The sequence below is a fragment of the Brevibacterium sp. UMB1308A genome, from assembly GCF_030230605.1.
Classification (GTDB): domain Bacteria; phylum Actinomycetota; class Actinomycetes; order Actinomycetales; family Brevibacteriaceae; genus Brevibacterium.
Window position 1 is genome coordinate 21,577 of sequence record NZ_JASPDO010000015.1, and the last position, 26,514, is coordinate 48,090.

Sequence of the window (26,514 nt, forward strand, 5' to 3'; positions counted from 1 at the left end):
GAAGCCAGTGAAAAAACTTGTGTGCGCGGTCGCCGTTTCAGCTCTAGTCCTGACCGGCTGCGGTGGCAAAGAAGACGAACCCACGTCAACCGATCAACAAGAACAGAAACAGAACGGGTCAATTGACGACATCAAGGTTTCTGGCGAAACCAACAAGAAGCCAGAAGTCGAAGTCAAAACCCCTTTTGCGGCTGAAAACGCACACAAGACTCTGGAGCAGGGATCGGGGAAGAAGGCAGACAAAGGCCTTCAGGTGACTGCTCACTACACAGTGGTTTCTGGTGAGTCCGGCAAGGTAGTCGAATCGTCATATGACTCGAAGCCGTCTGGTTTCCCCGTGGATGACCAACAGATTAGCAAGCGCCTCTTTGACGCCATTGTGGGTGTTCAAGAAGGTGGCCGTGTTCTTATGGTGGAGAACGCCAGCCCGGGCGGAAACCAGCCAAACCAGACTCTCATCTACGTGTGGGACATTGTGAAGGTCGACAAGATGCCGGAGATCCTGTCGAAGGCTGAAGGAACAGAGAAAGAGATTCCCGGGGACCTGCCACAAGTGACACGGGATAAGGATGGAAAACCATCGATTACTCAACCAAAGGGCGACGCACCGAAAGAGCTGACGGTTAAGCCGGCAATTGAGGGTAACGGGCCTGTGGTCAAAGAAGGTCAGAAGGTCAGCGTCCACTACACGGGGTGGCTGTGGGATGACACGAGCAAACCGTTTGACTCAAGTTGGGATCGTGGACAACCGTTTTCCTTTACCCCTGGTGCCGGTGAAGTCATCGCCGGATGGGAAGAAGGCGTGACGGGTCAAAAGGTCGGTTCGCAGATTCTGTTGGTCGTTCCCGCCGATAAGGGTTACGGTGACGCTGGATCACCGCCCAACATCCCAGGTGGTGCAACCCTGGTGTTCGTTGTCGACATCTTGGCTGCTGTGGGCTAATGGTTGCGGCTCCGGTTCGCAAGCAGTATGAAAGGCTTCTCAACCTGCTCTTCGCGCTGCGCAATACGCGAACATGGATGAGCAAAGCGCAGATCCGCGAACATGTTGAAGGGTACGAAAACCTGAGCGATGACGCGTTCAACCGTATGTTTGAACGTGATAAAGCAACACTGCGAGGCATGGGGATCAACATCTCCAGTACCGGCTGGAACAACCGCCCCAATGAAGATGTGGTGTACGGCTATCGCATTACTGATGCCGACTATGCCTTGGACGAAATATCCTTGACACCCGCTCAGGTGGAGGTGCTCCGGGCAGCGTCCGTGTGGCTTCCACAAACCGGGCCAGCAGCGCGCGCTATCACTAAACTCACGGGTCTAGGTGAAGACCTCACTCAACGCGATGTCCCTGTTCCGGCGGCTGCTACCAACACTCAGCTCACCGGCCGGTTTATCGACGCGGTTGAAGAGCGCAGGCCCCAAACGTTCACATACCGTAAGGCGGGTGGACAGCCAGAAGTCCGCACACTTTTCCCATACGGGGTTCTCAGCCGGGGCCCGCGAGTCTATGTCGTGGGCTATGACGTGGACCGCCAAGGGATCAGGGTGTTTAGGCTCAGTCGGATCGTTGGAAAAGTCAAGCACCACCCCAAATACCGTGCAGGCGCGTACGACATTCCACATGATTTTTCGGCACGTGATTATGTGCGGTCCGATCCCACCGTGAGTGCGACAGTAGCTGTTGCTCGGGGGCGCGGTGAAGACTTGAGGGCGCGAGCTGACAACGTCACGCATATTGATGATGACTGGGACCGCCTCACCGTGGACGTGACAGACACGCACGCATTCATATCTGAAATGCTGGGTCTGGGGTCATTTGTGAAACCGCTGGAGCCGTCCGAACTCGTTCAGGCATATCAAGACGGCTACCGCCAAACGGTTGAACGCCTGAAGGAGCTCGCCGGTGAGTAGTACGCCACAAGTGGTGACAACGCTGATCAGCCTGGTTGCGTACATCACCAAAAAAGAAGAAGTGCCCATCGCTGAACTCGCCGCGGTTTTTGGTCTCAAGGAAAGTACGGTACGCGACTACCTCGACGTCCTGCTGGTCAGCGGCATGCCCGGCGACTATGGCGCCAAAATCGACGTGTGGGAAAACGACGGAATCGTGTCGCTCAGCAACACAGAAGGCGTAGACGTTCCGGTTCGTCTGTCCAGTCTGGAAGCGCACCTTTTGCTCATGGCGCTAGAGTCCGCAGGATCAGAAACCCCCGAGGTCGCCCAGTCTGTCATTGAGAAGTTACGTAACGCCGTGGGGGAGTGGGAGTCGGATGCGGTGAGTTTCGAACCCGCCGAGGTGTCCCCTGAGTTGCGCTCAGCCGTCACCCAAGCGCTGAAGACGGACACTGCGCTCACAATCGACTACTACGTTCGCAGCCGGGACGAAATCACCACCCGCACTATTTCTCCCATCGAGTTCAACCTTGACGGTCAGTGGTATTTAGACGCCTACTGTCACGACAAACAAGGTCATCGATCCTTTCGTGTCGACTACATTCGCAACTGGGAAACCACCTCGGAACCGGCACAAAAGGGCAACGACGAAAACAACAACGGGGAGACCTGCCGAATCACCTTTGCACGCGAAGGGGCGTGGCTCGTTGACGAACTGACACCTCGGGCTGTGAGTTTTGACACGCACGGATCCGGTACGGTCACACTTGAGTTGACCGTGTTCTCCGCAGACTGGATCGTGCAACTGCTCATGATGCACGGGCGACACGTGTTGGCTATTGAACCGGCGGAGTATGCACGTGCCGCGCTTGAGCGTTTAGAATAGTGTGGATCGAAAATAAGGAGAATGCTTTATGCGCCCGGAGCCGTCCCACATCATCATACTTTTGGTCATCATTATCCTGCTGTTTGGAGCTTCCAAACTGCCATCGTTGGCGCGGAACCTGGGGAAGTCGGCCAAAATCTTCCGCGACGAAGTCAAGTCGATGAACGACGACTCGAACGAAACTCCAGCCGAACTTGAGTCCTCCCGTTCCGAAGACGCTACAGACAAAGCTGCACGCTCGCACGTAGATTCGACGCAGTCGGTACGCGACACCGATAAGTGAAACGTTCGAAAAACCCTGACAGAACCATGCCCCTTATGGGGCATTTTAAAGAACTACGCAATCGAATGATCGTGGCGCTCATCGCGCTCCTGATAGGAGCCGTGGTGGGCTGGTTCTTATATGACCCTGTCATTGTGCTTCTAAAAAGGCCCTTGGACGACGTTGCAGAGTCCCAGGGCCGTACTGCCGAACTGAACTTCGCAGGCATCGCCTCACCTTTCGATCTCAAACTCAAGGTGTCTGTCTTTATCGGGTTCATCGTGACGGCCCCGGTGTGGCTGTACGAACTGTGTGCATTTGTGGTTCCCGGCCTCACAAAGAAGGAACGTCAATACGTATTCGGGTTTCTCGCGGCCGCCCTGCCACTGTTTTTCGCCGGCGCAGCGTTGGCCTTTTTTGCGCTTCCAAAAGCGATCCAGGCGCTGGGCTCGCTCATTCCGCAAGGCGCGTCGTACATTGTTCCCGCCCAGGACTACTTGTCGTTCACCATGTTGCTCATCGTGGTGTTTGGGATCGCTTTTGTTCTGCCCGTGATCTTGGTGGGGCTGAACTTCATGGGCGTGCTTAGCGCTAAAATGATCCGCCGTTCGTGGCGTTGGGTCGTCATGTTAGCGGCCACCTTCGCGGCCATCGCCACCCCGTCACCAGACGCGATCTCCATGTTTTATCTGATGGTCCCCATGCTGTTCATGTTCTTCCTGGCATGGATCGTGTGTGCGGTGAATGACAAGCGTCGCAAACGGAAAATGATCGCCCAGGGTACGTGGGTCGAAGAGGACTGACGGCCTGTCGGTTAGAGTGAGGATATGGACCACCCCACTCCCGCAGAGGCATATGCGCAGTTCCAAGCTAAAAAAGGAACCATGACTGGTCCTCTCGCAGAGTTCCGCAACGAGTTGTCTTTTGAACTCGACGACTTCCAGTTGCAAGCCTGTTCTGCTCTGAACGACGGGCGTTCTGTTTTGGTGGCTGCCCCAACTGGGGCGGGTAAAACCATCGTTGCCCAGTTTGCCGTCAAACTCGCTGTGAGCCGTGGGGTTCGCGTGTTTTACACGGCACCCATCAAGGCGCTGTCGAACCAGAAGTTCAACGAACTGTGCGATGCGTATGGTGAAGAGTCAGTGGGACTGCTCACCGGTGACGTGTCAATCCGGCGCGACGCTCAGATCATGGTGATGACCACCGAGGTGTTGCGCAACATGATCTATTCCGGAACCGACTTAAGCGACCTCGGGTTTGTGGTTCTGGACGAGGTTCACTACCTGGGCGACCGTTTCCGGGGGCCAGTGTGGGAAGAAGTGATTATCCACCTGCCCATCCACGTGCTGTTAGTGAGCTTGTCGGCAACCGTGTCCAACGCCGAAGAATTCGGGGCGTGGCTGGCAGAAGTGCGTGGCTCCACGGACGTAATCGTGTCGGAACACCGCCCCGTCCCACTGCACAACCACGCGTGCGTGGGAACGGACATCTTCCCGTTGTTTGCTCCGCGCGGTTATAACGTGAATAAAGAGTTGGAAAGGTATGTGCGACGTTTCCAACCGTCCCCGGGCAACCGCCGCCGAGGTCGTTACTTCACCCGCTTCCGTCGCCCTGCGAGAAGTAGTGTCATTGAGGCTTTGGGAAGCGCAAACCTGCTCCCTGCTATTTTCTTTATCTTCTCCCGCAATGGCTGCGACGATGCTCTTGATCAGTGTCTAGCTGGGGGAGTGGACCTCACATCGAGCCGTGAGAAGCAGGAAATTGCGCGACGGCTCGATGACTTGAGCGAAGAACTACCCTCTGAAGACTTAGGCGTTTTAGGTTTCCACAACTTCTCCGCTGGCCTCATGCAGGGAATTGGGGTTCACCACGCAGGCCTGATTCCGCAGTTTAAAGAAATTGTTGAAGAGCTGTTCGTCCGCGGGCTTTTGCGAGTGGTGTTTGCTACCGAAACACTTGCGTTGGGTATCAACATGCCAGCGCGCACAGTGGTGCTAGAGAAACTCACCAAGTTCAATGGCGAATCCCATGTGCAGATCACGCCGGGGGAGTACACACAGCTGACCGGTCGTGCGGGACGCCGGGGGATCGACGTGGAAGGGCACGCGGTCACTGTGTGGAACCCACAGATTGAGCTTGCCGATATCGCGGCCCTTGCGTCCAAACGAACATATGCGCTCAAGAGCCAGTTCACCCCCACGTACAACATGGCTGCGAACTTGCTTGCGCGCATGACGAACGAAGACGCTAAAAAGGTCTTGGAAACGTCCTTTGCCCAGTACCAGGCCGACGCCGCTGTGGTTGGTCTAGCCCGGCGTGTGAGGTCAAAGGAAGAAACGCTCGCAGGGTACGAGTCCGCTATGGAGTGTTCCTACGGAGACTTCTCCGAGTACGCGGGCCTGCGCAGGACGATTGCGCAACTCGAGAAGCGTGCAAGCAATCAGCGCAGCAAGCTACGCCAGCGCGATGTCATCGAATCGCTCTCTCACCTGGGCGTGGGAGACACCATCTTCATTCCGAGTCGTCGCGGTTTTGGCGCGTGCGTCGTTTTGCAAGCGTTACGCAACGACGACCATGGTGTGCGTCTGCCAACGGTGCTCACGGAATCAGGAAAAGTGTGGCACTTGCGCCCCCACGAAGTCACTGAGCCGGCCGTAAAGCTCGGCCGTATTAAGCTTCCTAAGAAGTTCAACCACCGTGTGGTAGCTCACCGCAGGCAAGTGCAAGCCATCGTCGAAACGGCCCTGGATGAAGGACGGCTGAAGGACCACGCTGCGGTTCCGCGTTCCAAGCACAAAGCTCCTACCGTGGGCCAAGATGAAATCCAACTGGTACGCCAGCAGTTGCGCGACCACCCGTGCCATGAGTGCCCAGACCGTGAAACCCACGCCAGATGGGCAGAACGGGCGGCAAAGGTGGAGAAAGAGCTTTCCAGCCTCACCCACCAGATTGAGGGTCGCACCTCGTCGATTGCCCACGTGTTCGACCGGGTGTGCAATGTTCTTGTCACGTTGAAGTTCCTGCCCGACGATTCGTGGATTCTTCGCCGAATCTATGGCGAACGTGACCTGCTCACCGCAATGTCGGTACGTGCAGGCATATGGGACCGTCTCACCGAACCCGAAGTTGCCGCACTGGCCTCGAGCCTGGTGTATCAGGCACGTCGCGAAGAGGCAGGGGTTCCTCGGCTCCCGTCAAAGCAGCTGCAGGAAGCGTTTGGTGAGCTTCAGCAACTGTGGAATCAGCTGTTCCACATCGAAACCGATTCGCGTCTACCTATTACGCCTGAACCGGATCCTGGAATGATGAAGGCCATCTTCGCATGGACCGAAGGCAAAACTCTCAGCAGCGCAATGGGCAGTGCCGAGTTTTCTGCAGGTGACTTTGTCCGCTGGGCGAAGCAAACCCTGGACCTGCTGGGCCAAGTGGAGAACGTGGTCGAACCGAGCACTACAAAAGTCATCAAACGCGCCGCCATGTCGATCCGTCGAGGCGTTGTTTTGGACAGCTAGTTGCTCAGCAACGTTGACGAAGCTTTTCTCTACTTGCGCACGCGCTTGACGATGTTTTCGACGTCGGAACCAAAGGTTGATTCCGCTGCCAAGTAGGTCCACGTGGACGACGGGCGTTTCAAACCGTAGGTGTCCAAGTCCAAACCTTTTTCGGTGATCGTGGCGTCGTTGAGAACCTGGGCGGCTCCGTCAACAACGTCGTCCCAGAAGGAAGAGAAAACGCGCACGGATTCAGAGTTGAACGCTTCGTGTGGTTTTTCGCGCGCCAGCGTGCGCAAATGGATACCTTCACGTAGATCGTTGAGATACGCCAGGTGGTCGACCCAACGTTCGTCGATCTTAAAGAGCAACACTGAAGTGATCGCTTGCTCCACGATTGCGTCATCGAGATCGGAGTGACGCTTCACAAACTCTTCGTCAAGACGTGCCTGGACTTCGGCAACACCGTCGCCCTCACGTACCTTGTCGCGTCGCTTGAGAACCAGTTGTCGCTGCTTTGCCATGAGTTCGTTAAACCGCCACGTGTCACGGTGGATCGCGGTGTTCTCACCCTCGGCAATGCGCTGTGCGTGCTCAACCATTTGAGCCGCGCGCTTTGAGTCGATGAACCCGGTTTCATCGCCGTCTTCTACGAACCTCTGTGCGTCCGGCACCCGGTCCAAAAGGCTGTCTTCAAGGGAGGTGAAGAACACCGAGGTGCCGGGGTCGCCCTGACGGCCGGCACGACCTCGGAGCTGGTCATCCAAACGCGAGGACGGGTACCGTCCGGCACCGATTACCAAAAGACCGCCCAGGTCAGCGACTTCTTCATCAGCTAAGCGAATGTCGGTACCGCGCCCGGCCATCTGGGTGGACACGGTGACGGCGCCCTTGGCACCGGCGCGTGAAATGATTTCGGCTTCTCGCGAATCGTCCTTCGCGTTCAGAACCTCGCTGTCGATTCCGCGTGCTTGCAGTCGGGAAGCCAAGCTTTCCGATTCGGCGACCGAACGCGTTCCGATCAGAATGGGCCGGCCCCTCTTGTGCTGGTCCAGAACCTCGTCGACAATCGCGCGCTCTTTAGATTCTTGGAACGTGTACAACCTGTCAGGTTCGTCTTCGCGAATCGTGGGCACGTTAGGCTCAATCGCAGCGATTTCAAGGTTGTAGAACTCGCGCAGGTCATCGCCCACCGCAAGTGCTGTTCCCGTCATGCCACACACGGTGGGGTAGCCGTGAATCATCTCTTCAACGGTCATCTGGTCAAGAATTTCTCCGGATTCACTGGTCTCGAGTTTCTCCTTCGCCTCAACCGCGGCTTGCAGGCCATCGGGCCACCTTTGAAGCTGAGCAACACGACCTCGGGAATCCGAAATGAGTTTCACGGCCCCGTCGACAATCAGATAGTCGACGTCCCGGTGGACGAGCGCTTGCGCATACAGTGCCAGGTTGATTGCAGCGAGTGTGTCAGCATCGTCGCCGAACAAATCAACATCGAGCGTTTTCTCTGCAAGGTCGATGCCCTCATCGGTCAGGGACACTGCCTTGTGGTCGTCGCTCACCTCAAAGTGAACGCCATCTTCAAGTTTTTCGACAAAACGAGCAATCTCGAAGTTTGCTTCCTCAACGTTCGTCGACCCTGCCAGGACCAAGGGAACACGCGCCTCGTCAATGAGAACTGAGTCGGCTTCGTCCACAATGACCACATCCCGAGGTGGTACCCGAGTATCCGCGTCATCCTCCACGAATCTGTCCCGCAACAGATCAAAGCCGATTTCTTGCACGGAACCGTAAACGACCTCGGCGCTGTACGCCTCCCTGCGCGTGGCATCGTCGTCTGACTCCTGAATCGACGCAACACTCACACCTAAAAGCTCAAACAGCGGACGCATCCACTCAGCGTCACGCGCCGCCAGATAGTCATTGACGCTCACTACGTGTACGTAGCGTCCCTGGAGGGCATACCCAGCAGCCGCCATCGCACCCACCAGGGTTTTACCCTCACCAGTGACCATTTGGACAACCATGCCGTCAAGAAGCGCCACGAGGCCACGGAGCTGCACGTCGTAGGGTCGCTGTTCAAGGGTCTTTTCGGCTGCCACTCGAACAAGAGCGGCGAACTTGGTGAGCTGTTCGCGCTTGTCGCCAGTTTCAAAAATCTTGGTGGCAGTGGAAGGAAACTCCGAGCGTTCGAGGTCTTCGTACTCAGACTCAGGCAGATCCTTGAGGACCTTTTCGAACCAGCCAACACGTTTTTTGGCTTGCGAACCGGGTCTATTGACGAGTTTGTCGAAAATTCCCATCAGTGTTCTCCTCGGGTTAGAAAGGGCCACTCATGCTCAACGACCGCGTTGGGGTTGCGTCGAGTCCGAAGATATTCTTGCAGACGCGCAGCTTGGTCGCGTTTCCATTCCTTTTGCGCGCCGTGGATCTGTTCCGCGCTCAGTTGGGCGATTTCTGGGGAGGCGTCTGCGATTGCCAGGGCCACCAGGCCCGAGGCGCGGGCATCTGCCGTTGCGTCGTGAGCGTTATCGAGTGAAACTCCCCAACGGGCACACACGGCGTCCAACGTCCTGGGCCCCTTGCGGAAGGGCTCAGCGTGCTTGTCGATCACAAGCGTGTCAATGACGAAGAAGTCTGGGAGGGTCAGGCCGTACTGTGCGCATTCGCGGGCGAAGATCGTGAGGTCGTACGGCGCGTTGTGGGCCACGATGCACGCGGGAGTGCGTTCTGCGAAAACCTGGTGCATCTGGGCGATTGCCTGTGCTCGTGGCATACCGTTCTCGCGGGCATACTCAGTGGTGATCCCGTGGACCGCTGTCGCTTCTGCCGGGATTTCGCCTTCTGGGTAGATGAGCCATTCCCAGGTTTCGTGGGTGCGCATGTCAATGAGTGCAGCACTCACGATGTGCGCTGTGTGGGGGTCACGACCGGTGGTTTCAAGGTCAAATGCGTACATGGGTTCGTCCGCCCACGACGTTTGCGGTGCCGTTTGTGGTGCGTGCGACGTGAAGGTATCTGTGAGTCGGCCAATTGATCTTTCAACCCCGTAGCACTGGGCGAAGTCTTCTAGACCCGCAATGTTTGGGGTGATTGTGGCAGAGGCTTCGATGAGGTTGCCGACGTCTAAATCAGTAAGGACGGTCATAACCTCCACGTTCTTGCGAACCGCGTCTTCGGCTTCGAGCAGGTTCTCCCTGCGCTTGGGCGACAGGCCGTGATCCTTCACTCCTCGTTTGGCAGCTTCGAAAACATTGTCGAGGGTTCCGTACCCGGCCAGCAGTTTCGCAGCGGTCTTCTCGCCGATTCCGGCAGCGCCTTCCAAGCCATCCGACGGGTCGCCACGCAGAGCAGCGAGTTCGCGGTACCGCTCTCCGTTGGGGATTCCGTAAAGCTCAGGAAGGTCGTGAATAGTGGTCTCTTCCCACTGTCCCCGCGGCCGAGGTCGTAGCAGCGTGACCTGTTTGTCGGGGCTGAGAAGCGATAAGAGATCGCGATCGGGGGAGACGACCGTAATGGGGCCGTCCCACTGGTGGACCACGGAACCGATCACGTCATCGGCTTCTGTGTCCTCGATGTGCCCCACGGGCATGCCCAGGAGCGTGCACGCTTGATAAATGAGCGGAATCTGGGGGATAAGTTCGTCAGGCGTCTCGGTGCCAGGTTTGTCTTCGCGTTCCCGGTGCGCCTTATAAGTAGGCACAAGCTGGGTCCGAAACGTGGGTCTCCACGCGGCATCGCTGGCGGCAATGAAACGGGTAGTGTTCAGCCGAGTTGCCAGGGTTGCAATAGCGTCGAGCGTGCCGCGTAACGCGTTCACGGGCGTACCGTCTGAGCTCGTCAATGAGCTGGGGACGGAGTAGAACGCACGGTAGTAGAGCGCGGGCGTGTCGATGATTACAAGGCCAGTCACGCACTAAACCCTACATGTGAACACCTGAAAGTGCGTTAATGTGTGGCCCGTGAATGAAACTTTATTTGGTGGAGACGTTTATTCGAGTGCCGACCCGTTCGCAACGGCGATCACCTACGACGGTGACACTGTTGTGTGGGTGGGATCTGATGAGGCGGTGAGTTCTGGTACGCCACTTAGCGGCGACTTCGTGGCCCCAGGTTTTGTCGACGCAGCTGTGGACCTTCGAAACACGGACGGTTACGACTATTTAGCGTGTGGTGTGACAAGCGTTCATGTGATCGGAACCAGCGAACAGTGCGAAGCAGTTTCAGGTCCCCACGTTGTCGCATACCCTACTGACGCGCGCGAAGGACGCCGCGCAGTCCGGGTCGAGGATGTCCGTGAAGCTAGCGATGTGACGGACCCAGTTTTTGTTTGTGTTGATTCTGCCTCGGAGCTTGCAGAGCTCGAAGGTTTAGTGCGTGACAGTGAGTGGAAGACCGCCGCACAACGCGCGGGGCTGCGTGTCATGGTTGGGTGCGACACTGAAGTGGATCCCGAGGTGTGGGGCGGCTCAGGACTTGCTGTGACCGTGAACCCACATCACACACGTGACTTGCACGCACTGTTCAATGCAGGTGCGCAGGTGAGCTTTTCTTTGACCGGGAACCCCTGGGGAGCTGTTCGTGCCGGAGTAGAGAATGGGCTTTCTGCACGCGCGGCGTTTAATGCATCGACGCGTTTTGGGTTCAGAGCCCTGGGCCAGTTTGAAGGTGGTGTTCTCGCACCTGGAAGCACCGTAGACATGGTTCGGTGGTCGGCGACCTCGCTGGTGGTACAGGTTGCCGATCCCAGGGTCGCCGCGTGGAGTACAGATCCCAGGTCGGGAACCCCAGGTCTCCCTGACTTGAACGAGGCCTTTCCCCATGTGCGAACAATTTGGGTAGGCGGTCGGTCATACGACGTGCCGAGTGAGTCCGTGTAGCATTGCAGAAGTGAAAACTTTAGTCGTCATCCCCACGTACAACGAGCGCGAGTCATTACCCATCACGATTGACGCGATCCGTAAGTACAACGACGTCGACGTTCTGGTTGTCGACGACGGTTCGCCTGATGGAACAGGGGAGTGGGTACGGCAATCGGCCGACTATGACTCCACCTTGTTCTTGCTCCAACGCACAGAGAAGAACGGATTAGGGCCAGCATATATCGCTGGGTTTACGTGGGCGCTCGAACGTGACTATGAAGTGATCTGTGAAATGGACGCTGACGGTTCACACCGCGGGCGTGATTTGCCACAGTTGTTGACACAAGTGGCGCGTGGCGCAGATTTGGCAATCGGTTCACGTTGGGTTCCCGGGGGAGCAGTAGTGAATTGGCCCCGTAACCGCCACGTGTTGTCGCGTGGAGCAAACGTCTACGTCAATATCGCTTTAGGTTTAGGTGTTCACGACGCAACGGCTGGTTTCCGTGCGTTCAAGCGCGAGGTCTTAGAGACGATTGACCTCACGCAGGTGGAATCGGCGGGTTACTGCTTTCAAATTGACATGACCATGCGAGTTGCGCTGGCCGGCTTTTCGATCGTCGAAGTCCCAATCACTTTTGTCGAACGTGAACTGGGGGAGTCGAAGATGGACGGCGGAATCATAAAAGAAGCCTTCACTCGAGTGGCTGTATGGGGAGCGTCCCGGCGCACATCTCAAGTGAAGGCTCTTGTAAGCCGTGTGTCTACTAGATCTCCGGAGTAGCTTCACCGCGACGAATAGCCAGACGTTCGTCGAGAAGAACCTGCAATTCTTCAAAACTACGGCGTTCCAAGAGCATGTCCCAGTGCGTACGTGCAGCCTTTTCTGGTTCTTCGTCTGGTTCCTGTTCGCCACTGCGAACACCGATTCCGTGAGCTCCTGAATCCCACGTAGCAGGCACTTCAGCGTCGATCGAAAAAGGAACGGTGAACGTGTACCCGTCCTCACATACATACTCGACGTGCTGGCGGGGCGCCGGCTCAACGCCGACTTCAGACTCTAACGACCGAGATCCCAGCTGTGTACCGCGCAAGCTACGTTCGCTCATCGAGATCCTTTCAAAAGTAGCGGAAGGGAATACAACCAGAACATCGTACCGCGGCCTTTTATTCCCTGCACATATTGACCCAACAGGGGCTTGCGACCAGAATAGAGATATGACAAACGCAACGCAGTCAGATGTTCAGGACGCTACATCACGCACAATCCGCGAACGGGTGGCCACTACCGCTCACTCGACGCGCGTACGGATACGAAGCACGCGACCTGCTGATGTTGTGGATGCGTCTGAAGAACGACTCAACAAGGGCGTCGAAAACGTGCGCGAAGCCCTTCACAACGGTGTCGACTTCCTTAGCGAGCTCACTGCTAATGGCGTTTCTAAGAGTGCGGACCTTACCCGCAGGGGAGTTGCCCTCTTTTCGCGTAAATAATGGCTTGTGTGCTGATACACGCATGTCAATGTAACTCACACTCTCGTGGCTTGAAAAAGTAACAGTTTGTTATATATGCTTTACAACTGTCACGGAATGGTAACGAGATTGTAAAGGCATTTCACATGGGCAAGCACGCATCGCAGAAAACTCGTGGGTCTGTTCTCGATCTCTTTTCTCGTACCAAAAAAGCAGGTCGCCACTCGCAACCTAAAAAATCAAGGAAACTTTCGGCAGCGACGGTTTTAGAATCTGGACGCCGAGCGCCAGTGATGGCAGCCATCGCGGTGCCAACGGTAGCCATTGTTGCCGTGGCTGTTGCGGGAGTTGTTGCTGCACCCCAAGGGGGAGACACCTCGGCGGAGGCTTTCACAAAGCCTGAAACGCTTGCTGTTGAACAGCCGCAGTCCGGCTCCAGTGAACACGAAAAGGACTTCAAGACAGCCGAAGATCAGTCGAAGGATGTCGCATCTCACGGCCAGGTATCTTTGGCCATGCCACAGCCAGAAGAGGACGAGCCTGTGGCATCGTCATCTTCTTCCTCGCAAAGCTCAGGCTCAAAACAGAAGGGCTCATCGAAGAAGGGTTCGTCGAAGAAAGGCCCATCGAGCTCCAGTGGGTCATCTGATGCGGACGCAGGCGACGCAAGCGGCGACTACTCATCGCCAATGAGCACAGCCGAGATCAAGGCCATGCTGGGTGGTCCCGGATCACGCTGGTACAAAATCGTCAAGTGTGAATCCACCTTCAACCCGCGAGCCATCAACAAGTCCAACCGCGCACACTTTGGTCTGTTCCAGTTTAAGTTGGCCACATGGCGATCAGTTGGGGGCAAGGGCAATCCTATTGATGCCCACCCGCGTGAACAGTTCAAGCGTGCAAAAATGCTGCAGGCTAAAGCCGGCTGGGGCCAGTGGTCCTGCGCTTAGTCTGCGCAAGTTTTAGAGGTATTAAGGAACGTATATGGGTAAGCACTCGGCACCAAAATCGGCTACGCAAGGTTCACTCAAAGATCTGTTTGCTCGCCGTAAGTCATCGGGTGGCCGTCACGGTGAGCCTGCATCGGCTGCAGGCGTGTTGGCCTCTGGGCGACGCACGCCCGTTATGGCGGCAATTGCTATCCCGACGGCGGCAATTGCCACGATTGCTGTAGCTGGCGTTGTGAATAACGGCCAGGGGGAGCCCAGCTCTGACACTGAAGCGCAGGCTTCTAGTCACGACTACTATGAGCCTGACTTTGCTCTGCCTCAAAGCGACTCTGAGCAGGTTGCTGAAGTGAAGAAGCACGAAGAAGAGGCCAAGAAGCAGAGCAAGGCGGCCGTATCTGTCGCAAAAGCGAAAGCTCCAGAACAAGAATCTGAGAGTAAATCGTCACAATCAAGCGGCTCTAAGGGCGGCTCTAAGGCGAGCTCTAAGGGCGCTTCAACAGACGACTCGGACAAGCCACACAACACAAAGGCTTCGGGACAGGGCGGAACGTGCAAGGCATCCATGTACGGCAATGGTGATGGCACGCACGGTGGGCCTACGGCTAGCGGTGAACGTTTCAACGCAAACGCTATGACGGCAGCTCACAAATCGCTTCCGATGAACAGTCGCGTGAAAGTCACCAACAAGGCTAATGGTAAATCGGTTGTTGTTCGCATCAATGACCGTGGGCCATACATCGGTGGGCGTTGCTTGGATCTTTCCGTCGCCGCCATGAAGTCTGTGGGCGGATACAGCAGTGGTGTCATCTCGGTGTCATACGAGGTTCTTTAAAGAAACTGACTTTGCCGGCTAAGCCCACTAACCCCAGCCATGGGTAAATAGCCGATAATATACATTATGTTAAGTTAATGTTCCCGCCTGCCCCCTTTGTGCTCTGAACTTTGCGTAGTGTTCACCTTCGCGCGGAATATTTTCAAAGTTGAGTGCGTTAGGCTCAATGTACAGAGTTCATAACAAGGAAGGTGACCTTCTATGGCTACTCGCTTTGACCCAATCCGCGACATTGACCGCTTCATCTCTGAAGTTACCCGTAGCAACTCGACTGCGTTGCCCATGGACCTTTTCCGTGACGGCGAGAACTACGTGGCACGCATCGACATGCCAGGTGTACGCCCTGAAAGCATCGACGTTGACGTTGAAGACCGCACCCTGACAGTGCGCGCAGAACGTGATGCTGAAGTCAGCGACGGGATTGAATGGCTCACCCGCGAACGCCCAACCGGTACCGCTGCTCGTCAGCTCACCCTGGGCAACCGGATTGCTGTCGACCGTATCGTTGCAGACTTTAAAGATGGCGTTCTGACACTCACCATCCCGGTCTCAGAAGAAGCTAAGCCACGCAAAATTTCGATCTCGCACAGCGGTAACACCACCTCGGCAGACAACTGACCCGTCTTCAGCAAAAGTTCGGGTAGGGATATATCCTTACCCGAACTTTATGCATTCAACCTCGCCACGTAGGTGAGGCATACATATGGCAGTTGAAGCTTCTCCCCCATGGGATTTTCGCGGAACAAGTAATCCCGCAAGTTGCTCACAATCCGATCGCGCTGCTGTTGTCCCGAACGCAACCAATACGAACGCGTAGACGCGAGACCCACTACATCGTCAAAGGTGACCTCTTGAGTAAACGTGCACACATGAGCCTCAACGTCCCCAAAAGCATCGCTAAGTTTGGGGCGCCATTCCTCTCGATACACGTCGCCCGCGTGAATGATTCGCGCGATCCGCATGACCCAGTCGTGCGAAACGTCCAACTGGTTAATCAGAATTGCCACTACTCCCCCAGGCGCTAATACCCTGGCGCATTCTTGAGTGGCCAAGTCTGGGTCAACCCAGTGCCACGACTGAGCGAACGTCACCATGTCGGCGCTCGCGTTAGGTACTGGGATGTTCTCGCCTGTGCCCACCAGCGAATGGCACGGGTTGAGTTCCAAGGCCGAGGTGTCTGGATCGATCGCCACAACGTCCAGGCCACGATCACGCAGGCCCGTACTGAGTTTCCCTGTCCCGGCACCCACGTCGACCACGCGTGGGCCGGGCGTTGCATTCACACAAAAATCAAGCGCTTCGTCCGGATAACCTGGACGAAACTGGTCATACTCGTGAGGAGATTGACCAAAGTTTCGCCCATGAAGTCGATTTGTGATCTTTGGCTGTACCATCAGTTCCCCTGCACCGAGTATGAAAATTCCAGACCCCGGTGATCACTCCCGTCAACCACGAACATTTCACCTTTATAAGGAGTGAGAACGTTGGGGTTATACAGATGGTGGTCGATACGTGCCCCTAACAGACTTGACCATGACGACGGCCAACTTCCTCGGGCTCCCATTTTGAGTTCATCCGCGGCATCTACACACCGGCCCGTGCGCATGAGCGGTGAATCAGTGGTTGCGTTGAAGTCTCCAGCGAGCAATGTCGCATGTTCACACAAGTCACGCTCAGTCTTGACACTTCGGGCCCAATTACGCTGATCAACAGTACGTTGCACGGGCGCGTGGGCATGAACCGAATAGACCTCACCAATTGAGGTACGAACACCCGCCGTAGCAAACGGCAAGGTGTGCGAGTCAATGACCTGAGGCTTCAAGTTGTTCTTCACCAGTAGCAGAGAATCAGCGTCCGTAGGCGAAGCAGTCGGGGTTTCTGGGGTCACCAAGTACTCGTCAGCTAGCCCGTACTTCTCGAGCTTGTCTTCAACAGTTGTATGAGCAGCTTCTTGCATCGCGACAATGTCAGCATCCGTATCACGAATCCGCTGAAACAACCGGTCATACGAATTGTTTCCAATCAATACGTTCGCACTCACCACGGTGAGCGAATCCCCAGAAGGTGCTGCCACCTCGGCCCAATTACGCAAACCTTTTGACGCCCACTGGACGCCCACACCTGCCGTAAATAGAGCCACCACCACGAGCATAGAAAGCAACATGGGAGACCGGAACAGCGCCCACACAAGAAAACCAACGAGCACCGCGGCACCCACCGTGGCCAGCGCAAACGGTCGCATAGCAGTGAAGTGAACGAACCCAGTAACGGTGTGAAGGCTAAAAACTGCGGGGAAGAAGCACAGCAAGCTCACTAAAACCCCAAGACCGGCACCGAAAACAACTGAGGGGCGTCGTAACGCATGAAGCATGATGCTTAGGATAGTGAATGTAGTGGATCACGAAAGTCAGGGTTTTAACATGGAAAATCTCGCACAAGCCCAAGCGGAATACAACGAGTTCAAAGAACGCGGGCTGTCCCTAGACATCACACGCGGAAAGCCATCAGCCGAGCAACTCGACCTTTCCGCCGAACTGCTGACCAACGTCACCAACGAAACAGCCACCTCGGCAGACGGCGTGGACACCCGAAACTACGGCGGTCTAAAGGGGCTGACAGAACTGCGGGACATCTTCTCCCCTCTCCTGCGCGTACCAACCGAACATTTGTATGCACAAGGGAACTCTTCGCTTGTTCTCATGAGCCAGATCCTGCAGTTCCACCTTCTACACGACTCGCCAGACGGTTCTGCATGGGCTGGTCAGAAGCGCGCAATCCTGTGCCCCGTTCCTGGTTATGACCGGCATTTTGGACTCGCTGAAAGTCTAGGATTTGAACTCATTCCCGTTGAGATGGACGACGAAGGGCCTGTGCTCGAACAAGTCGCCGAATACACCAAGCGCGAAGACGTGAAAGGCATGTGGGTGGTCCCCGCCTATTCGAACCCCACGGGCGTCAATGTGTCGCCTGAACGAGCTAAAGCGCTTGCTGAGCTTCCGGCGGCACCTGACTTTAAGCTTCTGTGGGACAACGCCTACGCCCTGCACCACTTGGGTGAAAACGACCAAGCGCCCGTTCTCGACATCCTCGACGTGTGTGACAAGGCCGGCAACCCGAACCGCGCGTGGATCTTCGCATCCACATCCAAGATCACTCAAGCAGGCGCAGGAGTGGCGTTCATCGGGTCTTCGCAACAGAACATGGAGTGGTACGAAGCGTGTCTCTCTCCCACGTCCATCGGACCCGACAAGATCAACCACCTTCGTCACGCACGTTTCTTCCGTGACGCTGACGGTGTGCGCGCCCACATGCAGGCACACGCTGCGATTCTCCAGCCTAAGTTTGAGGTGACAGAGAAGATTTTGGACCGTGACCTGGGGAACGTTGAAGGTGTTTCGTGGACCAAACCTCACGGTGGTTACTTCATCACTTTGACCGTACCCAACGGAACCGCGACCCGCACAATCGAACTCGCCGCACAGGCTGGGGTCAAACTCACACCAGCGGGGTCCACACACCCGTACGGTGAGGACCCCACTGACTCAATCATCCGTCTGGCACCATCCATGCCTCCGCTGGAAGAACTCGAAGCGGCGGTGGAAGGGCTCGTCGCATGTGTCCGCCTAGCTGTGGCAGAACGGGCGGACAAGTAGACCGGATTCGCGACTACTTCATAAACCAGTCAGACTGACGAATCTGGCGCATGGCTTCTTTGCGCCGTTCCGACGGAAGAGTTTGAACGTAGACAACACCGTTGAGGTGATCGGTTTCGTGTTGCAGCATCTGCGCAAAGACACCGTCGCCGGAAATCTCGACGGGTTGTCCGTGTTCATCCACCCCGTGCACGGTCGCAAACTCGTAGCGAGGCGTTGGGAAAAACAAACCAGGTACTGACAAACAACCTTCGTCAATATCGCGACGCTCGCCACGAGTGACGACCTCGGGATTGAAAACCACTCCCCTACGACCGTGCAAGTCGTACCCGAACGCGCGCACAGCTACCCCAATCTGCGGGGCGGCCACCGCGGCGCGACCTTCTGGCGCCGCGGTGTCCAACAAGTCTTGAGCCAGCGCCACGGTTGACTCACCGAACTGGGTCACCGGTTCACACACAGTGCGCAGAACCGGATCCCCAAACGTCCGAATCGTGCGATTAGCCATCGATCACAACGACTAGATCTCCACCTTCAAGCTGAGCGACTGGGCCAATCGCCAAGCGGGAGACCGTTCCATCGATGTGGCTGGTAATCGAGGCTTCCATCTTCATGGCCTCGATCGTGGCAACCGTTTGACCAGCCTTGACTTCGTCGCCTTCCTTCACCTGAAGGGTGACAACTCCAGCGAACGGGCTCGCCACGTGGCCAGGGTTGGATGTGTCGGCGCGTTCTGCGGCCGCAACGTCAACCTTGATGGACTCGTCGCGCACCGACAGCGGCCGCAACTGACCGTTAAGCGTACACATGACGGTGCGCATACCGCGCTCGTCTGCCGCACCAATAGCCTGGATGCCCAGCAACAGAGCCTTACCCTTGTCGATGACAACGGCGTGTTCTTCACCCTCGGCCATACCGTACAAGTACTCGGTGGTGTTGAGAACAGAAAGGTCGCCGTAAGTGTCACGCATGTTGAGGTACTCTTTGGCCGGCTGCGGGAAGAGCAGACGGTTAAGAGTGTCTCGGCGGACTTCACCCGGTTCGTCCAAAAGCTTGGAGTCACTAGGAGCAAGTTCGCTCACAGGAGCCTTGTGCGTACGTCCTTCCAGCGCCTTAGTGCGGAAGGGCTCTGGCCATCCGCCCGGTGGGTCACCGAGGTCGCCGCTGAGGAATCCGACAACAGAGTCTGGGATGTCGTAGTTCTGCGGGTTCTCAGCGAAGTCTTCAGGATCTGCGCCCACTGCGACCATGTGCAGGGCCAAGTCACCCACGACCTTAGACGAAGGAGTGACCTTCACGAGGTGGCCGAGGATCTTGTCAGCTGCAGCGTAGAAGTCTTCGATTTCTTCGAACTTCTCACCCAGCCCCAGAGCATTTGCTTGCTGGCGCAGGTTGGAGAGCTGTCCACCCGGAATTTCGTGCTTGTACACGCGTCCGGTTGGTCCAGGGAGCCCCGATTCGAATGGCTTGTAAACGTTGCGAACGCTTTCCCAGTACGGTTCGAGGTCCTCAACGTTACGCAGGTTCAAACCGGTGTCGCGTTCGGTGTTTTCAAACGCGGCGACCAGCGCTGACAGCGAAGGCTGGCTGGTTGTTCCGGCCATCGATGCGCTGGCTGCGTCCACGGCATCAGCCCCAGCTTCAGCGGCTGCGATGAGTGTAGCTAGCTGCCCTCCAGCAGTGTCGTGGGTGTGAACGTGGACCGGCAGGTCGAAGTTGGAACGCAGAGCAGCAACCAGCTTCTTGGCAGCTGCAGGACGCAAGAGCCCAGCCATGTCCTTGATCGCGAGGACGTGCGCGCCAGCCTGAACAATCTCCTCAGCAAGGTTGAGGTAGTAGTCCAGAGTGTACAGCTTTTCGTTGGGGTTGTTGAGGTCCGAGGTGTAGCAGAGTGCGACCTCGGCAACCGCCGTTCCCGTGTTGCGCACGGACTCGATCGCTGGGCGCATCTGGTTGACATCGTTGAGAGCGTCGAAGATGCGGAAAATGTCTACACCTGTGCGCGTAGCTTCCTCGATGAACGCGTCGGTCACTTTGGTGGGGTACGGGGTGTATCCCACGGTGTTGCGACCACGCAGGAGCATCTGCAGGTTGAGATTAGGCATGGCGTCGCGCAACTTCTCGAGGCGTTCCCATGGGTCTTCTGCGAGGAAGCGCAAAGCGACGTCATAGGTTGCACCACCCCATGCTTCGACGCTGAGAAGCTCGGGCGTCATCCGTGCAACATACGGTGCAACATCCACGAGGTCGCGGGTACGCACACGGGTTGCGAGAAGCGACTGGTGGGCGTCACGGAACGTGGTGTCGGTGACGCGAAGAGCCGTGTCCTCACGCAGAGCGCGAGCCCAACCTTCAGGACCTAGATCCTGGAGTTTCTGACGGCTACCTGCAGGAGCCTCACCTGATACATCGAAAGCAGGGAGCTTGTCCTTTGGCTGAAGGGCAACAGGCGAAGATCCGTGTGGTCGGTTCACTGTGACGTTCGCAAGGTACTCGAGAAGCTTCGAGCCGCGGTCGGCACCGACCTTTGCTTCAAGAAGGTACGGACGCTCTTCAATGAAAGTAGTAGCGAGGTCGCCAGCCTGGAACGCAGGGTCAGCGAGGACGGCACGCAAGAAACCGATGTTGGTAGCTACACCTCGGATACGGAACTCTGCCAACGCGCGGTTGGCGCGCGATGCAGCCTGTTCGAACGTGCGTCCGCGGGTGGTGCACTTCACCAACATGGAGTCGAAGTGGGCAGACACCTCGGCGCCGGCATACACGGTTCCGCCGTCAAGACGCACACCCGCACCACCTGCAGAGCGGTAAGCCGTGATCGTTCCAGTGTCCGGGCGGAACGAGTTGGCTGGGTCCTCAGTGGTAATGCGGCACTGCAATGCAGCACCCTTGATGTGAATTTTGTCCTGTGTCAGTCCAAGTTCTTCCAACGAAGCGCCAGCCGCGATTCGCATCTGCGACTGCACGAGGTCGACGTCGGTAATTTCTTCAGTAACCGTGTGCTCCACCTGGATTCGCGGGTTCATTTCGATGAACGCGTGCTTACCCTTACGTGGGCCTTCGGTTTCAAGGAGGAACTCCACAGTTCCTGCGTTCTGGTATCCCAGGGCGCGGGCAAATTTCAAGGCGTCTTCGTGCAGTGCCTGCGCGATCTCCGGTTCGAGGTGTGGAGCGGGTGCAATTTCGACGACTTTCTGGTGACGACGTTGGATAGAGCAGTCACGCTCAAACAGGTGAACTGCGTTTGAGTCGTTGTCGGCGAGAACCTGGACCTCGATGTGGCGAGGGCGCTGAACAGCCTGTTCAATAAACACCGTGGGGTCACCAAATGCTCCCTCGGCTTCGCGCATCGCCGCTTTCAGCGCGTCGACAAGTTCAGTGCGGGAGTTCACTCGGCGCATACCGCGTCCACCACCGCCGGCGACTGCCTTGACGAAAAGCGGGAACTCCATGTCTTCTGATTCGGCGAGGAGCTTGTCGAGGTCTGCCGAAGGACGTGTCGAAGCCAGAGTTGGGATATCGGCGCGTCGAGCAGCGTCAAGAGCATCGACTTTGTTTCCGGCCATCTGCAAAACGTCAGCGGCGGGCCCAATAAATGTGATTCCGTTAGCGTCACACGCGCGCGCTAGATCTGGGTTTTCGGAGAGGAAACCATAACCTGGGTAAATCGCGTCAGCGCCTGATTCTTTTGCGACGCGAATGATTTCGTCGACGCTCAAGTACGCGCGAACCGGGTGTCCTTTTTCTCCGATTAAGTACGCTTCGTCAGCTTTGAGGCGGTGCTCAGAGTTGCGGTCCTCGTATGGGAAAACTGCGACGGTTGACGCTCCCAATTCGTATGCCGCTCGGAATGCGCGAACCGCGATTTCACCGCGGTTGGCAACCAGAACCTTTTTGAACATGTAGGCCCTTCCTTGTTTCACGTAGGCGGGTTCGCCTCACGCTATTCTCTACGCTTCTACTCTACAAAAGCACATGTGTTCTAGACGACACTGGGGGCACCTTTGCGTGTGGTGTCGTGATGCTAGTTTCTGTGTCAGTGCCTCTCGCTAGGGTTATTACATGCGGTTTCTTCACACATCTGACTGGCACCTAGGGCGAACGTTTCACGGCGTCGACCTAACGGAGGCACAAACGCGCTTTACTGAGCACCTCGTCGAGATGGCAATTGAGGGATCTTATGATGCGGTTATCGTGAGTGGCGACGTGTATGACCGCGCGGTTCCTCCCATCGACGCGCTTCATCTGTTCGACCACACGATTGCTCGTCTGGCGGATGCTGGGATTCGTGTCATTGCGTCGAGCGGGAATCACGACTCGTTTCATCGACTGGGTTTTAGTCGGCGCCAGTTGGACCGGGTGGGAGTTCACCTCCGTACACACCTCGAGGACGTTTTGTGGCCCGTCGACTTAGGCGACTGTGTGGTGTACGCGATCCCCTACTTGGAGCCCGCATTGGTGTGGAGAAATCTGAACGTTGCACGCAAACATCAGGCAGTCATTGCACGTTGCGTTAAGGACATCCGTGCGCATGCTCTTAAACACTTCCCGGGCATTCCTATCGTCGTGATGGCACACGCATTTGTGACCGGAGCAACTCCCTCAGAGTCAGAACGTGAAATCGGAGTGGGAGGCGTGGGCAACGTTGGTAGCGACACTTTCGAAGGCATTGCATATACGGCACTAGGCCACCTGCACCGGCCACAAGAGGTTACGGACGGCGTCGTGTACTCCGGGTCTCCAATCCCCTACTCGTTTGGCGAAGCACGGGTTCCTAAAACTGTTCATGACGTGCAGATTGATGAAAATGGTGTGTCGTATCAGGCGATCGAGCTTCCTCAGTTTGTACGCGCCGAAAGTATTCGGTGCAGTTTTGAACAGGCACTGACAGCAGATTGGTCTGATCAGGACGTCCTTGTGGAACTTGAACTCACTGATAACAAGCGTGTCCCCCAGGCGTTGCAAAAGCTGAAAGAGAAAATACCCAACCTTATCCATATGCGATGGGTTGCAGAGGATAAGAAGCGCCCTATGGCCGTGCACGCTCCAATAAAACGCATGACGGACGACGAAGTGTTTCAGGGTTTCATGCGATTCGTCACGGACAATGATCCCTCACGCGAAGACGTTGAACTCTTCCACAACGCTTTGCGAGGTGCACAATCGTGAAAATCTTGAACCTCACAATCGAAGGATTCGGGCCATTTGCAGGGAAAGAGCAGATTGATTTTGAACATCTGACACAGGAGGGCCTGTTTCTTATCTCAGGGCCTACTGGCGCTGGGAAAACGAGCATTCTTGACGCGATCTGCTTTGCCCTTTACGGAAAGGTTCCCGGTAGCAGGGGAAAGGTCAAGCAACTACGCTCACAGTTTGCTACTCCGGACACGCCTACCCGAGTCACGTTGGACTGCGAAGTACGAGGCAAGCGTTTCAAGATTGAACGGTCTCCCTCCTATGAGCGGCCTAAACAGCGCGGTAGCGGAATGACAACGCAACCATCGAGTGTTAGCTACCTCGAATATATCGGCGGTGAGTGGGTCGGTCGGTCGAGAAAGTATGACGAGGTGGGTCAGATCGTTGAAGATACAGTCGGGCTCAATGGTGAACAGTTCACGCGCGTGATCATGTTGCCACAGGGCGAGTTTTCAGCGTTTCTCCGAGCAGAGGCTGCTGATCGCGAAACTATCCTTGAACGACTCTTTGGAACTGAAAGGTTCGGTCGAGCAGCGTCGTTTCTCAGTGGAATGCAAACGGACGCGAACAGAAGCACGGCAGATATTCGGGCACGTCGGGCAGAGAAGATCACAGCCATGCTCAAAAGCGCTCAAATACCCTCTATTCCACAATTGACAAAGAGTACTTCCCTAACGAACGTGGGGGCGACTGCGACGGTTGCGTTTATCGAGGAAGAGAATCGACTGCATACTGCGCAGTACGTCAATAATCTTGCACAGAAGCGAAGAGAGTCCTCTACGCTGCAACTGGAAAAGTTGAACCAGCGATACTCTGACGCTGAGTACTTTGTGAAGCATCGAGGTATCGAACAGCAGTACAGCCCTGAGGCTCATGCCCAGCTGGCGCAACGGGTGAAACGTATGCGGGAAGCTCACACAATCGCGCCAGCGTGGGACGAATATCAGCGAGCCCAGAAACACGTTAAACACGTACGTACTCAACGTGAAGAGGCTGCATCGCCCTTCGACAACCGTTCGCACGAACTGCAAGAACTGCTCGAAGCGACGCGCAAATCACGTTCTGCACGTAGCGAACATGAGCGTTTAAGTGCTGAGAAGAAAAAGCTAGAAGATCAGCTGGCCGAATACACCGCGCGCCGGGAGTCGTTAACTGAACATGTCGAGAAGACACGAGCCGAACTTAGGGCGTTAGAGGATCCGCAGACGCTTTTGCACACGCTTGAACAGGCAAAGAAAGCGTTAGAAGAATCCACAGCAGTGCGTGAGCGTGTGTTGGAGGTTTCTTCTGAGCTTCAACGCGTAGAGCGGATATGTGAACAATTGAGCGACAAAGTAGAAGACGCGCGCGTTCGCGTTCAGGGTGCGCGGGAGGCGTACCACAAGATTAGAACGGAGCGCCTGGCTGGAATCGCGGGTGAACTTGCGGCGGAACTGCACCACGACGAGGCGTGCCCTGTGTGCGGTTCAACCCAACACCCGTCCCCTGCGAGCCGCCAACAGAGCGCTCTTGGGCAGGACCACGAGGACCAGGCCTTTTCAGCCATGTCTGAGGCAACCGAACGCCTCTCTGAACTCAGTAATACATACGCGACACACCTAGCTACCCTCGAAGAGCTCAAAAAGCAACGGAAGCAGTTCCCGGAAACGTCGGAAATCGAACGTCAACGCCTACACGTTCAAGAAGAGCACCGCAGGCTCCAGGAGGACTACGAACGCTTGATTTCCACCCGCGAAAAGCTTCACACGTCTCTTGAAAAAGCAGAGGAAGACGTGGACGCAGTGCGCGAAAAGCAGTCAGAATGTGAGAAAGACAGCATCCGAGTAGAAACTCGCCTCAAGCAGGTAGAGTTCGACATTCTGGTGCCGTCTTCATTACTTGGTGTTGTCGGTGTTCCCGCACCTATTGACGGCGCCGGAACTGCGGCACTTGAAGAGCGGGTGCAGTCGCTGATCGAACAAGTAAACAAAAGCGCTCAACTTGAACGTGAGCTTCAATCCCGGGTCGCGGACCTCCACACACGGGAAAGCGAATGGGAAACTGCATTCACGTCGTCGATCTTTAGCGAACTTGAAGAGTTTTTAGAGCTCCGAAGCGCAGATGTCGATGACGCATCTCATCGACTGCACCTGATGGAACAACAAGCCATCGTGTTGCGGGAGAATCGGGCGTCCGAATGGTATCGACGTGGCCTCACAGAGACGCTAACGCTTGAACAGTTGGCAGATCTTGTTCGTACACAGCAACGTGTATGCGAGCAACACGCTACAGATTATGAAGAGACTAGCAACCGTCTCTACTTCGCCCTAGAACAACGAAATAAGGCTCAACAAGCGCGCGAAGAGGTATTCGATCAAGAGCGTGAGTTCGAGGCTGAACTTGTGCACAACGAACGCATTGTGGAACTCGCACAAATCGTCAACGCGACGAGCCCGTCCAACACGCGACGCGTCACGCTCAAGTCCTACGTTCTGGGTGAAATGTTTGCTCAAGTCACCCAGGCTGCATCAGAACGACTCGAAGTGATGTCACGCAACCGCTATCGACTCGAGCACGCTTATGAACGTCAAACTGGACAGTCAAAAGGTGGTCTGCTGCTACAAGTGGTTGACACCTTCACATCCGAAGAACGTGACCCGCGAACCCTGTCAGGAGGTGAGTCCTTTATGGCCTCGCTGAGCTTGGCATTGGGACTCGCCGACACCGTGGCCGCACATGCGGGTGGCATTGAGCTTGAGTCCCTGTTTATCGACGAGGGCTTTGGAAGTCTCGATCCACAAGCGCTCGACGCTGTTATGACGGTGCTTGACGAACTGCGCACACGCGGACGCTCCGTGGGAGTCATTTCGCACGTGGAGGAAATGCAACAGTCAATCCCGTGCAAGCTTGAAGTGACACCTTCCCCAACGGGCTCAACCACCTCGGTCATGACATCTGGCGCCTAGAGAACAACACACGTGAAAACCAGTCATGTGTGCACACATAGCGACCTTAAAACACTAAACGGCCAGAATCC

Annotated in this window: 22 protein-coding genes; 15 read left to right on the plus strand and 7 right to left on the minus strand. The window is 56.2% G+C overall.

Annotation, left to right across the window (positions count from 1 at the left end):
• Nucleotides 1-7: 7 nt before the first annotated feature.
• Genes QP868_RS07655 through QP868_RS07680 form a run of 6 tightly spaced genes read left to right on the plus strand, consistent with a single transcriptional unit; the run spans nucleotide 8 to nucleotide 6,556 of the window.
• Entirely contained in the window at nucleotides 8-943 is a 936-nt protein-coding gene (locus QP868_RS07655) for an FKBP-type peptidyl-prolyl cis-trans isomerase (RefSeq protein WP_284926007.1), read from the plus strand.
• A complete protein-coding gene (locus tag QP868_RS07660) occupies nucleotides 943-1,914 on the plus strand; it encodes a helix-turn-helix transcriptional regulator (protein ID WP_284926009.1) in 972 nt (323 codons plus the stop codon). The genes QP868_RS07655 and QP868_RS07660 overlap by 1 nt, the downstream gene beginning before the upstream one ends.
• Nucleotides 1,907-2,782, plus strand: coding sequence for a helix-turn-helix transcriptional regulator (locus QP868_RS07665; protein ID WP_284926010.1), 876 nt, complete (start codon nucleotides 1,907-1,909; stop codon nucleotides 2,780-2,782). Before QP868_RS07660 ends, QP868_RS07665 begins: the two co-directional genes overlap by 8 nt.
• 28 nt (nucleotides 2,783-2,810) lie before the next feature.
• The gene (gene tatA, locus QP868_RS07670; RefSeq protein ID WP_284926012.1) at nucleotides 2,811-3,065 is read left to right on the plus strand and encodes a Sec-independent protein translocase subunit TatA; all 255 of its coding nucleotides are present in this window, start codon (nucleotides 2,811-2,813) and stop codon (nucleotides 3,063-3,065) included.
• 35 nt (nucleotides 3,066-3,100) lie between these two features.
• Nucleotides 3,101-3,847, plus strand: coding sequence for a twin-arginine translocase subunit TatC (gene tatC / locus QP868_RS07675; RefSeq protein WP_284926013.1), 747 nt, complete (start codon nucleotides 3,101-3,103; stop codon nucleotides 3,845-3,847).
• A gap of 24 nt (nucleotides 3,848-3,871) precedes the next feature.
• On the plus strand, nucleotides 3,872-6,556 hold the full coding sequence (locus QP868_RS07680) for a DEAD/DEAH box helicase (RefSeq protein WP_284926014.1): 2,685 nt from the start codon (nucleotides 3,872-3,874) through the stop codon (nucleotides 6,554-6,556).
• Between the two features lie 29 nt (nucleotides 6,557-6,585).
• Here QP868_RS07680 and secA2 read toward each other — a convergent pair whose 3' ends face one another.
• Both secA2 and QP868_RS07690 read right to left on the minus strand, forming a co-directional pair.
• The gene (gene secA2, locus QP868_RS07685) at nucleotides 6,586-8,838 is read right to left on the minus strand and encodes an accessory Sec system translocase SecA2 (protein WP_284926016.1); all 2,253 of its coding nucleotides are present in this window, start codon (nucleotides 8,836-8,838) and stop codon (nucleotides 6,586-6,588) included.
• Nucleotides 8,838-10,448, minus strand: coding sequence for a 5'-3' exonuclease H3TH domain-containing protein (locus QP868_RS07690; RefSeq protein ID WP_284926018.1), 1,611 nt, complete (start codon nucleotides 10,446-10,448; stop codon nucleotides 8,838-8,840). Before QP868_RS07690 ends, secA2 begins: the two co-directional genes overlap by 1 nt.
• A gap of 49 nt (nucleotides 10,449-10,497) precedes the next feature.
• Here QP868_RS07690 and QP868_RS07695 point away from each other — a divergent pair, with 49 nt between their 5' ends.
• Both QP868_RS07695 and QP868_RS07700 read left to right on the plus strand, forming a co-directional pair.
• Nucleotides 10,498-11,415, plus strand: coding sequence for an amidohydrolase family protein (locus QP868_RS07695; protein ID WP_284926041.1), 918 nt, complete (start codon nucleotides 10,498-10,500; stop codon nucleotides 11,413-11,415).
• Nucleotides 11,416-11,425: 10 nt separating this feature from the next.
• Nucleotides 11,426-12,178, plus strand: a complete 753-nt coding sequence (locus tag QP868_RS07700; RefSeq protein WP_284926020.1) for a polyprenol monophosphomannose synthase — start codon at nucleotides 11,426-11,428, stop codon at nucleotides 12,176-12,178.
• Here the strand turns inward: QP868_RS07700 and QP868_RS07705 are convergent.
• A complete protein-coding gene (locus tag QP868_RS07705; protein ID WP_005884750.1) occupies nucleotides 12,162-12,503 on the minus strand; it encodes an RNA polymerase-binding protein RbpA in 342 nt (113 codons plus the stop codon). The genes QP868_RS07700 and QP868_RS07705 overlap by 17 nt on opposite strands.
• A 109-nt stretch (nucleotides 12,504-12,612) precedes the next feature.
• Here QP868_RS07705 and QP868_RS07710 point away from each other — a divergent pair, with 109 nt between their 5' ends.
• The 4 genes from QP868_RS07710 (at nucleotide 12,613) to QP868_RS07725 (ending at nucleotide 15,267) form a co-directional block, all read left to right on the plus strand.
• Nucleotides 12,613-12,888 (plus strand): hypothetical protein, encoded by a 276-nt coding sequence (locus tag QP868_RS07710; RefSeq protein ID WP_284926021.1) that lies wholly within the window; start codon nucleotides 12,613-12,615, stop codon nucleotides 12,886-12,888.
• Nucleotides 12,889-13,160: 272 nt separating this feature from the next.
• Complete coding sequence (locus tag QP868_RS07715) at nucleotides 13,161-13,817, plus strand: transglycosylase family protein (protein ID WP_284926022.1); 657 nt, start codon at nucleotides 13,161-13,163, stop codon at nucleotides 13,815-13,817.
• A 34-nt stretch (nucleotides 13,818-13,851) separates the two neighbouring features.
• On the plus strand, nucleotides 13,852-14,649 hold the full coding sequence (locus QP868_RS07720; protein ID WP_284926023.1) for a septal ring lytic transglycosylase RlpA family protein: 798 nt from the start codon (nucleotides 13,852-13,854) through the stop codon (nucleotides 14,647-14,649).
• A 201-nt stretch (nucleotides 14,650-14,850) separates the two neighbouring features.
• Nucleotides 14,851-15,267, plus strand: coding sequence for an Hsp20/alpha crystallin family protein (locus QP868_RS07725; RefSeq protein ID WP_284926024.1), 417 nt, complete (start codon nucleotides 14,851-14,853; stop codon nucleotides 15,265-15,267).
• Nucleotides 15,268-15,314: 47 nt separating this feature from the next.
• Here QP868_RS07725 and QP868_RS07730 read toward each other — a convergent pair whose 3' ends face one another.
• Nucleotides 15,315-16,043 carry a class I SAM-dependent methyltransferase gene (locus QP868_RS07730; RefSeq protein ID WP_284926025.1) on the minus strand — a complete coding sequence of 243 codons (729 nt, stop codon included), beginning with the start codon at nucleotides 16,041-16,043 and terminating at the stop codon, nucleotides 15,315-15,317.
• The gene (locus QP868_RS07735) at nucleotides 16,043-17,020 is read right to left on the minus strand and encodes an endonuclease/exonuclease/phosphatase family protein (RefSeq protein WP_284926026.1); all 978 of its coding nucleotides are present in this window, start codon (nucleotides 17,018-17,020) and stop codon (nucleotides 16,043-16,045) included. The genes QP868_RS07730 and QP868_RS07735 overlap by 1 nt, the downstream gene beginning before the upstream one ends.
• Nucleotides 17,021-17,069: 49 nt before the next feature.
• Between QP868_RS07735 and QP868_RS07740 the strand changes: the two genes are divergently transcribed.
• On the plus strand, nucleotides 17,070-18,302 hold the full coding sequence (locus tag QP868_RS07740) for an aspartate aminotransferase type Ic (protein ID WP_284926027.1): 1,233 nt from the start codon (nucleotides 17,070-17,072) through the stop codon (nucleotides 18,300-18,302).
• Nucleotides 18,303-18,315: 13 nt separating this feature from the next.
• Here the strand turns inward: QP868_RS07740 and QP868_RS07745 are convergent, their stop codons facing one another.
• A complete protein-coding gene (locus QP868_RS07745; protein WP_284926028.1) occupies nucleotides 18,316-18,810 on the minus strand; it encodes a peptide deformylase in 495 nt (164 codons plus the stop codon).
• Entirely contained in the window at nucleotides 18,803-22,204 is a 3,402-nt protein-coding gene (locus QP868_RS07750) for a pyruvate carboxylase (protein WP_284926029.1), read from the minus strand. Before QP868_RS07750 ends, QP868_RS07745 begins: the two co-directional genes overlap by 8 nt.
• A 160-nt stretch (nucleotides 22,205-22,364) precedes the next feature.
• Here QP868_RS07750 and QP868_RS07755 point away from each other — a divergent pair, with 160 nt between their 5' ends.
• Nucleotides 22,365-23,471 carry an exonuclease SbcCD subunit D gene (locus QP868_RS07755; RefSeq protein WP_284926030.1) on the plus strand — a complete coding sequence of 369 codons (1,107 nt, stop codon included), beginning with the start codon at nucleotides 22,365-22,367 and terminating at the stop codon, nucleotides 23,469-23,471.
• Nucleotides 23,468-26,443, plus strand: coding sequence for an AAA family ATPase (locus QP868_RS07760; protein ID WP_284926031.1), 2,976 nt, complete (start codon nucleotides 23,468-23,470; stop codon nucleotides 26,441-26,443). The genes QP868_RS07755 and QP868_RS07760 overlap by 4 nt, the downstream gene beginning before the upstream one ends.
• Nucleotides 26,444-26,514: the final 71 nt, after the last annotated feature.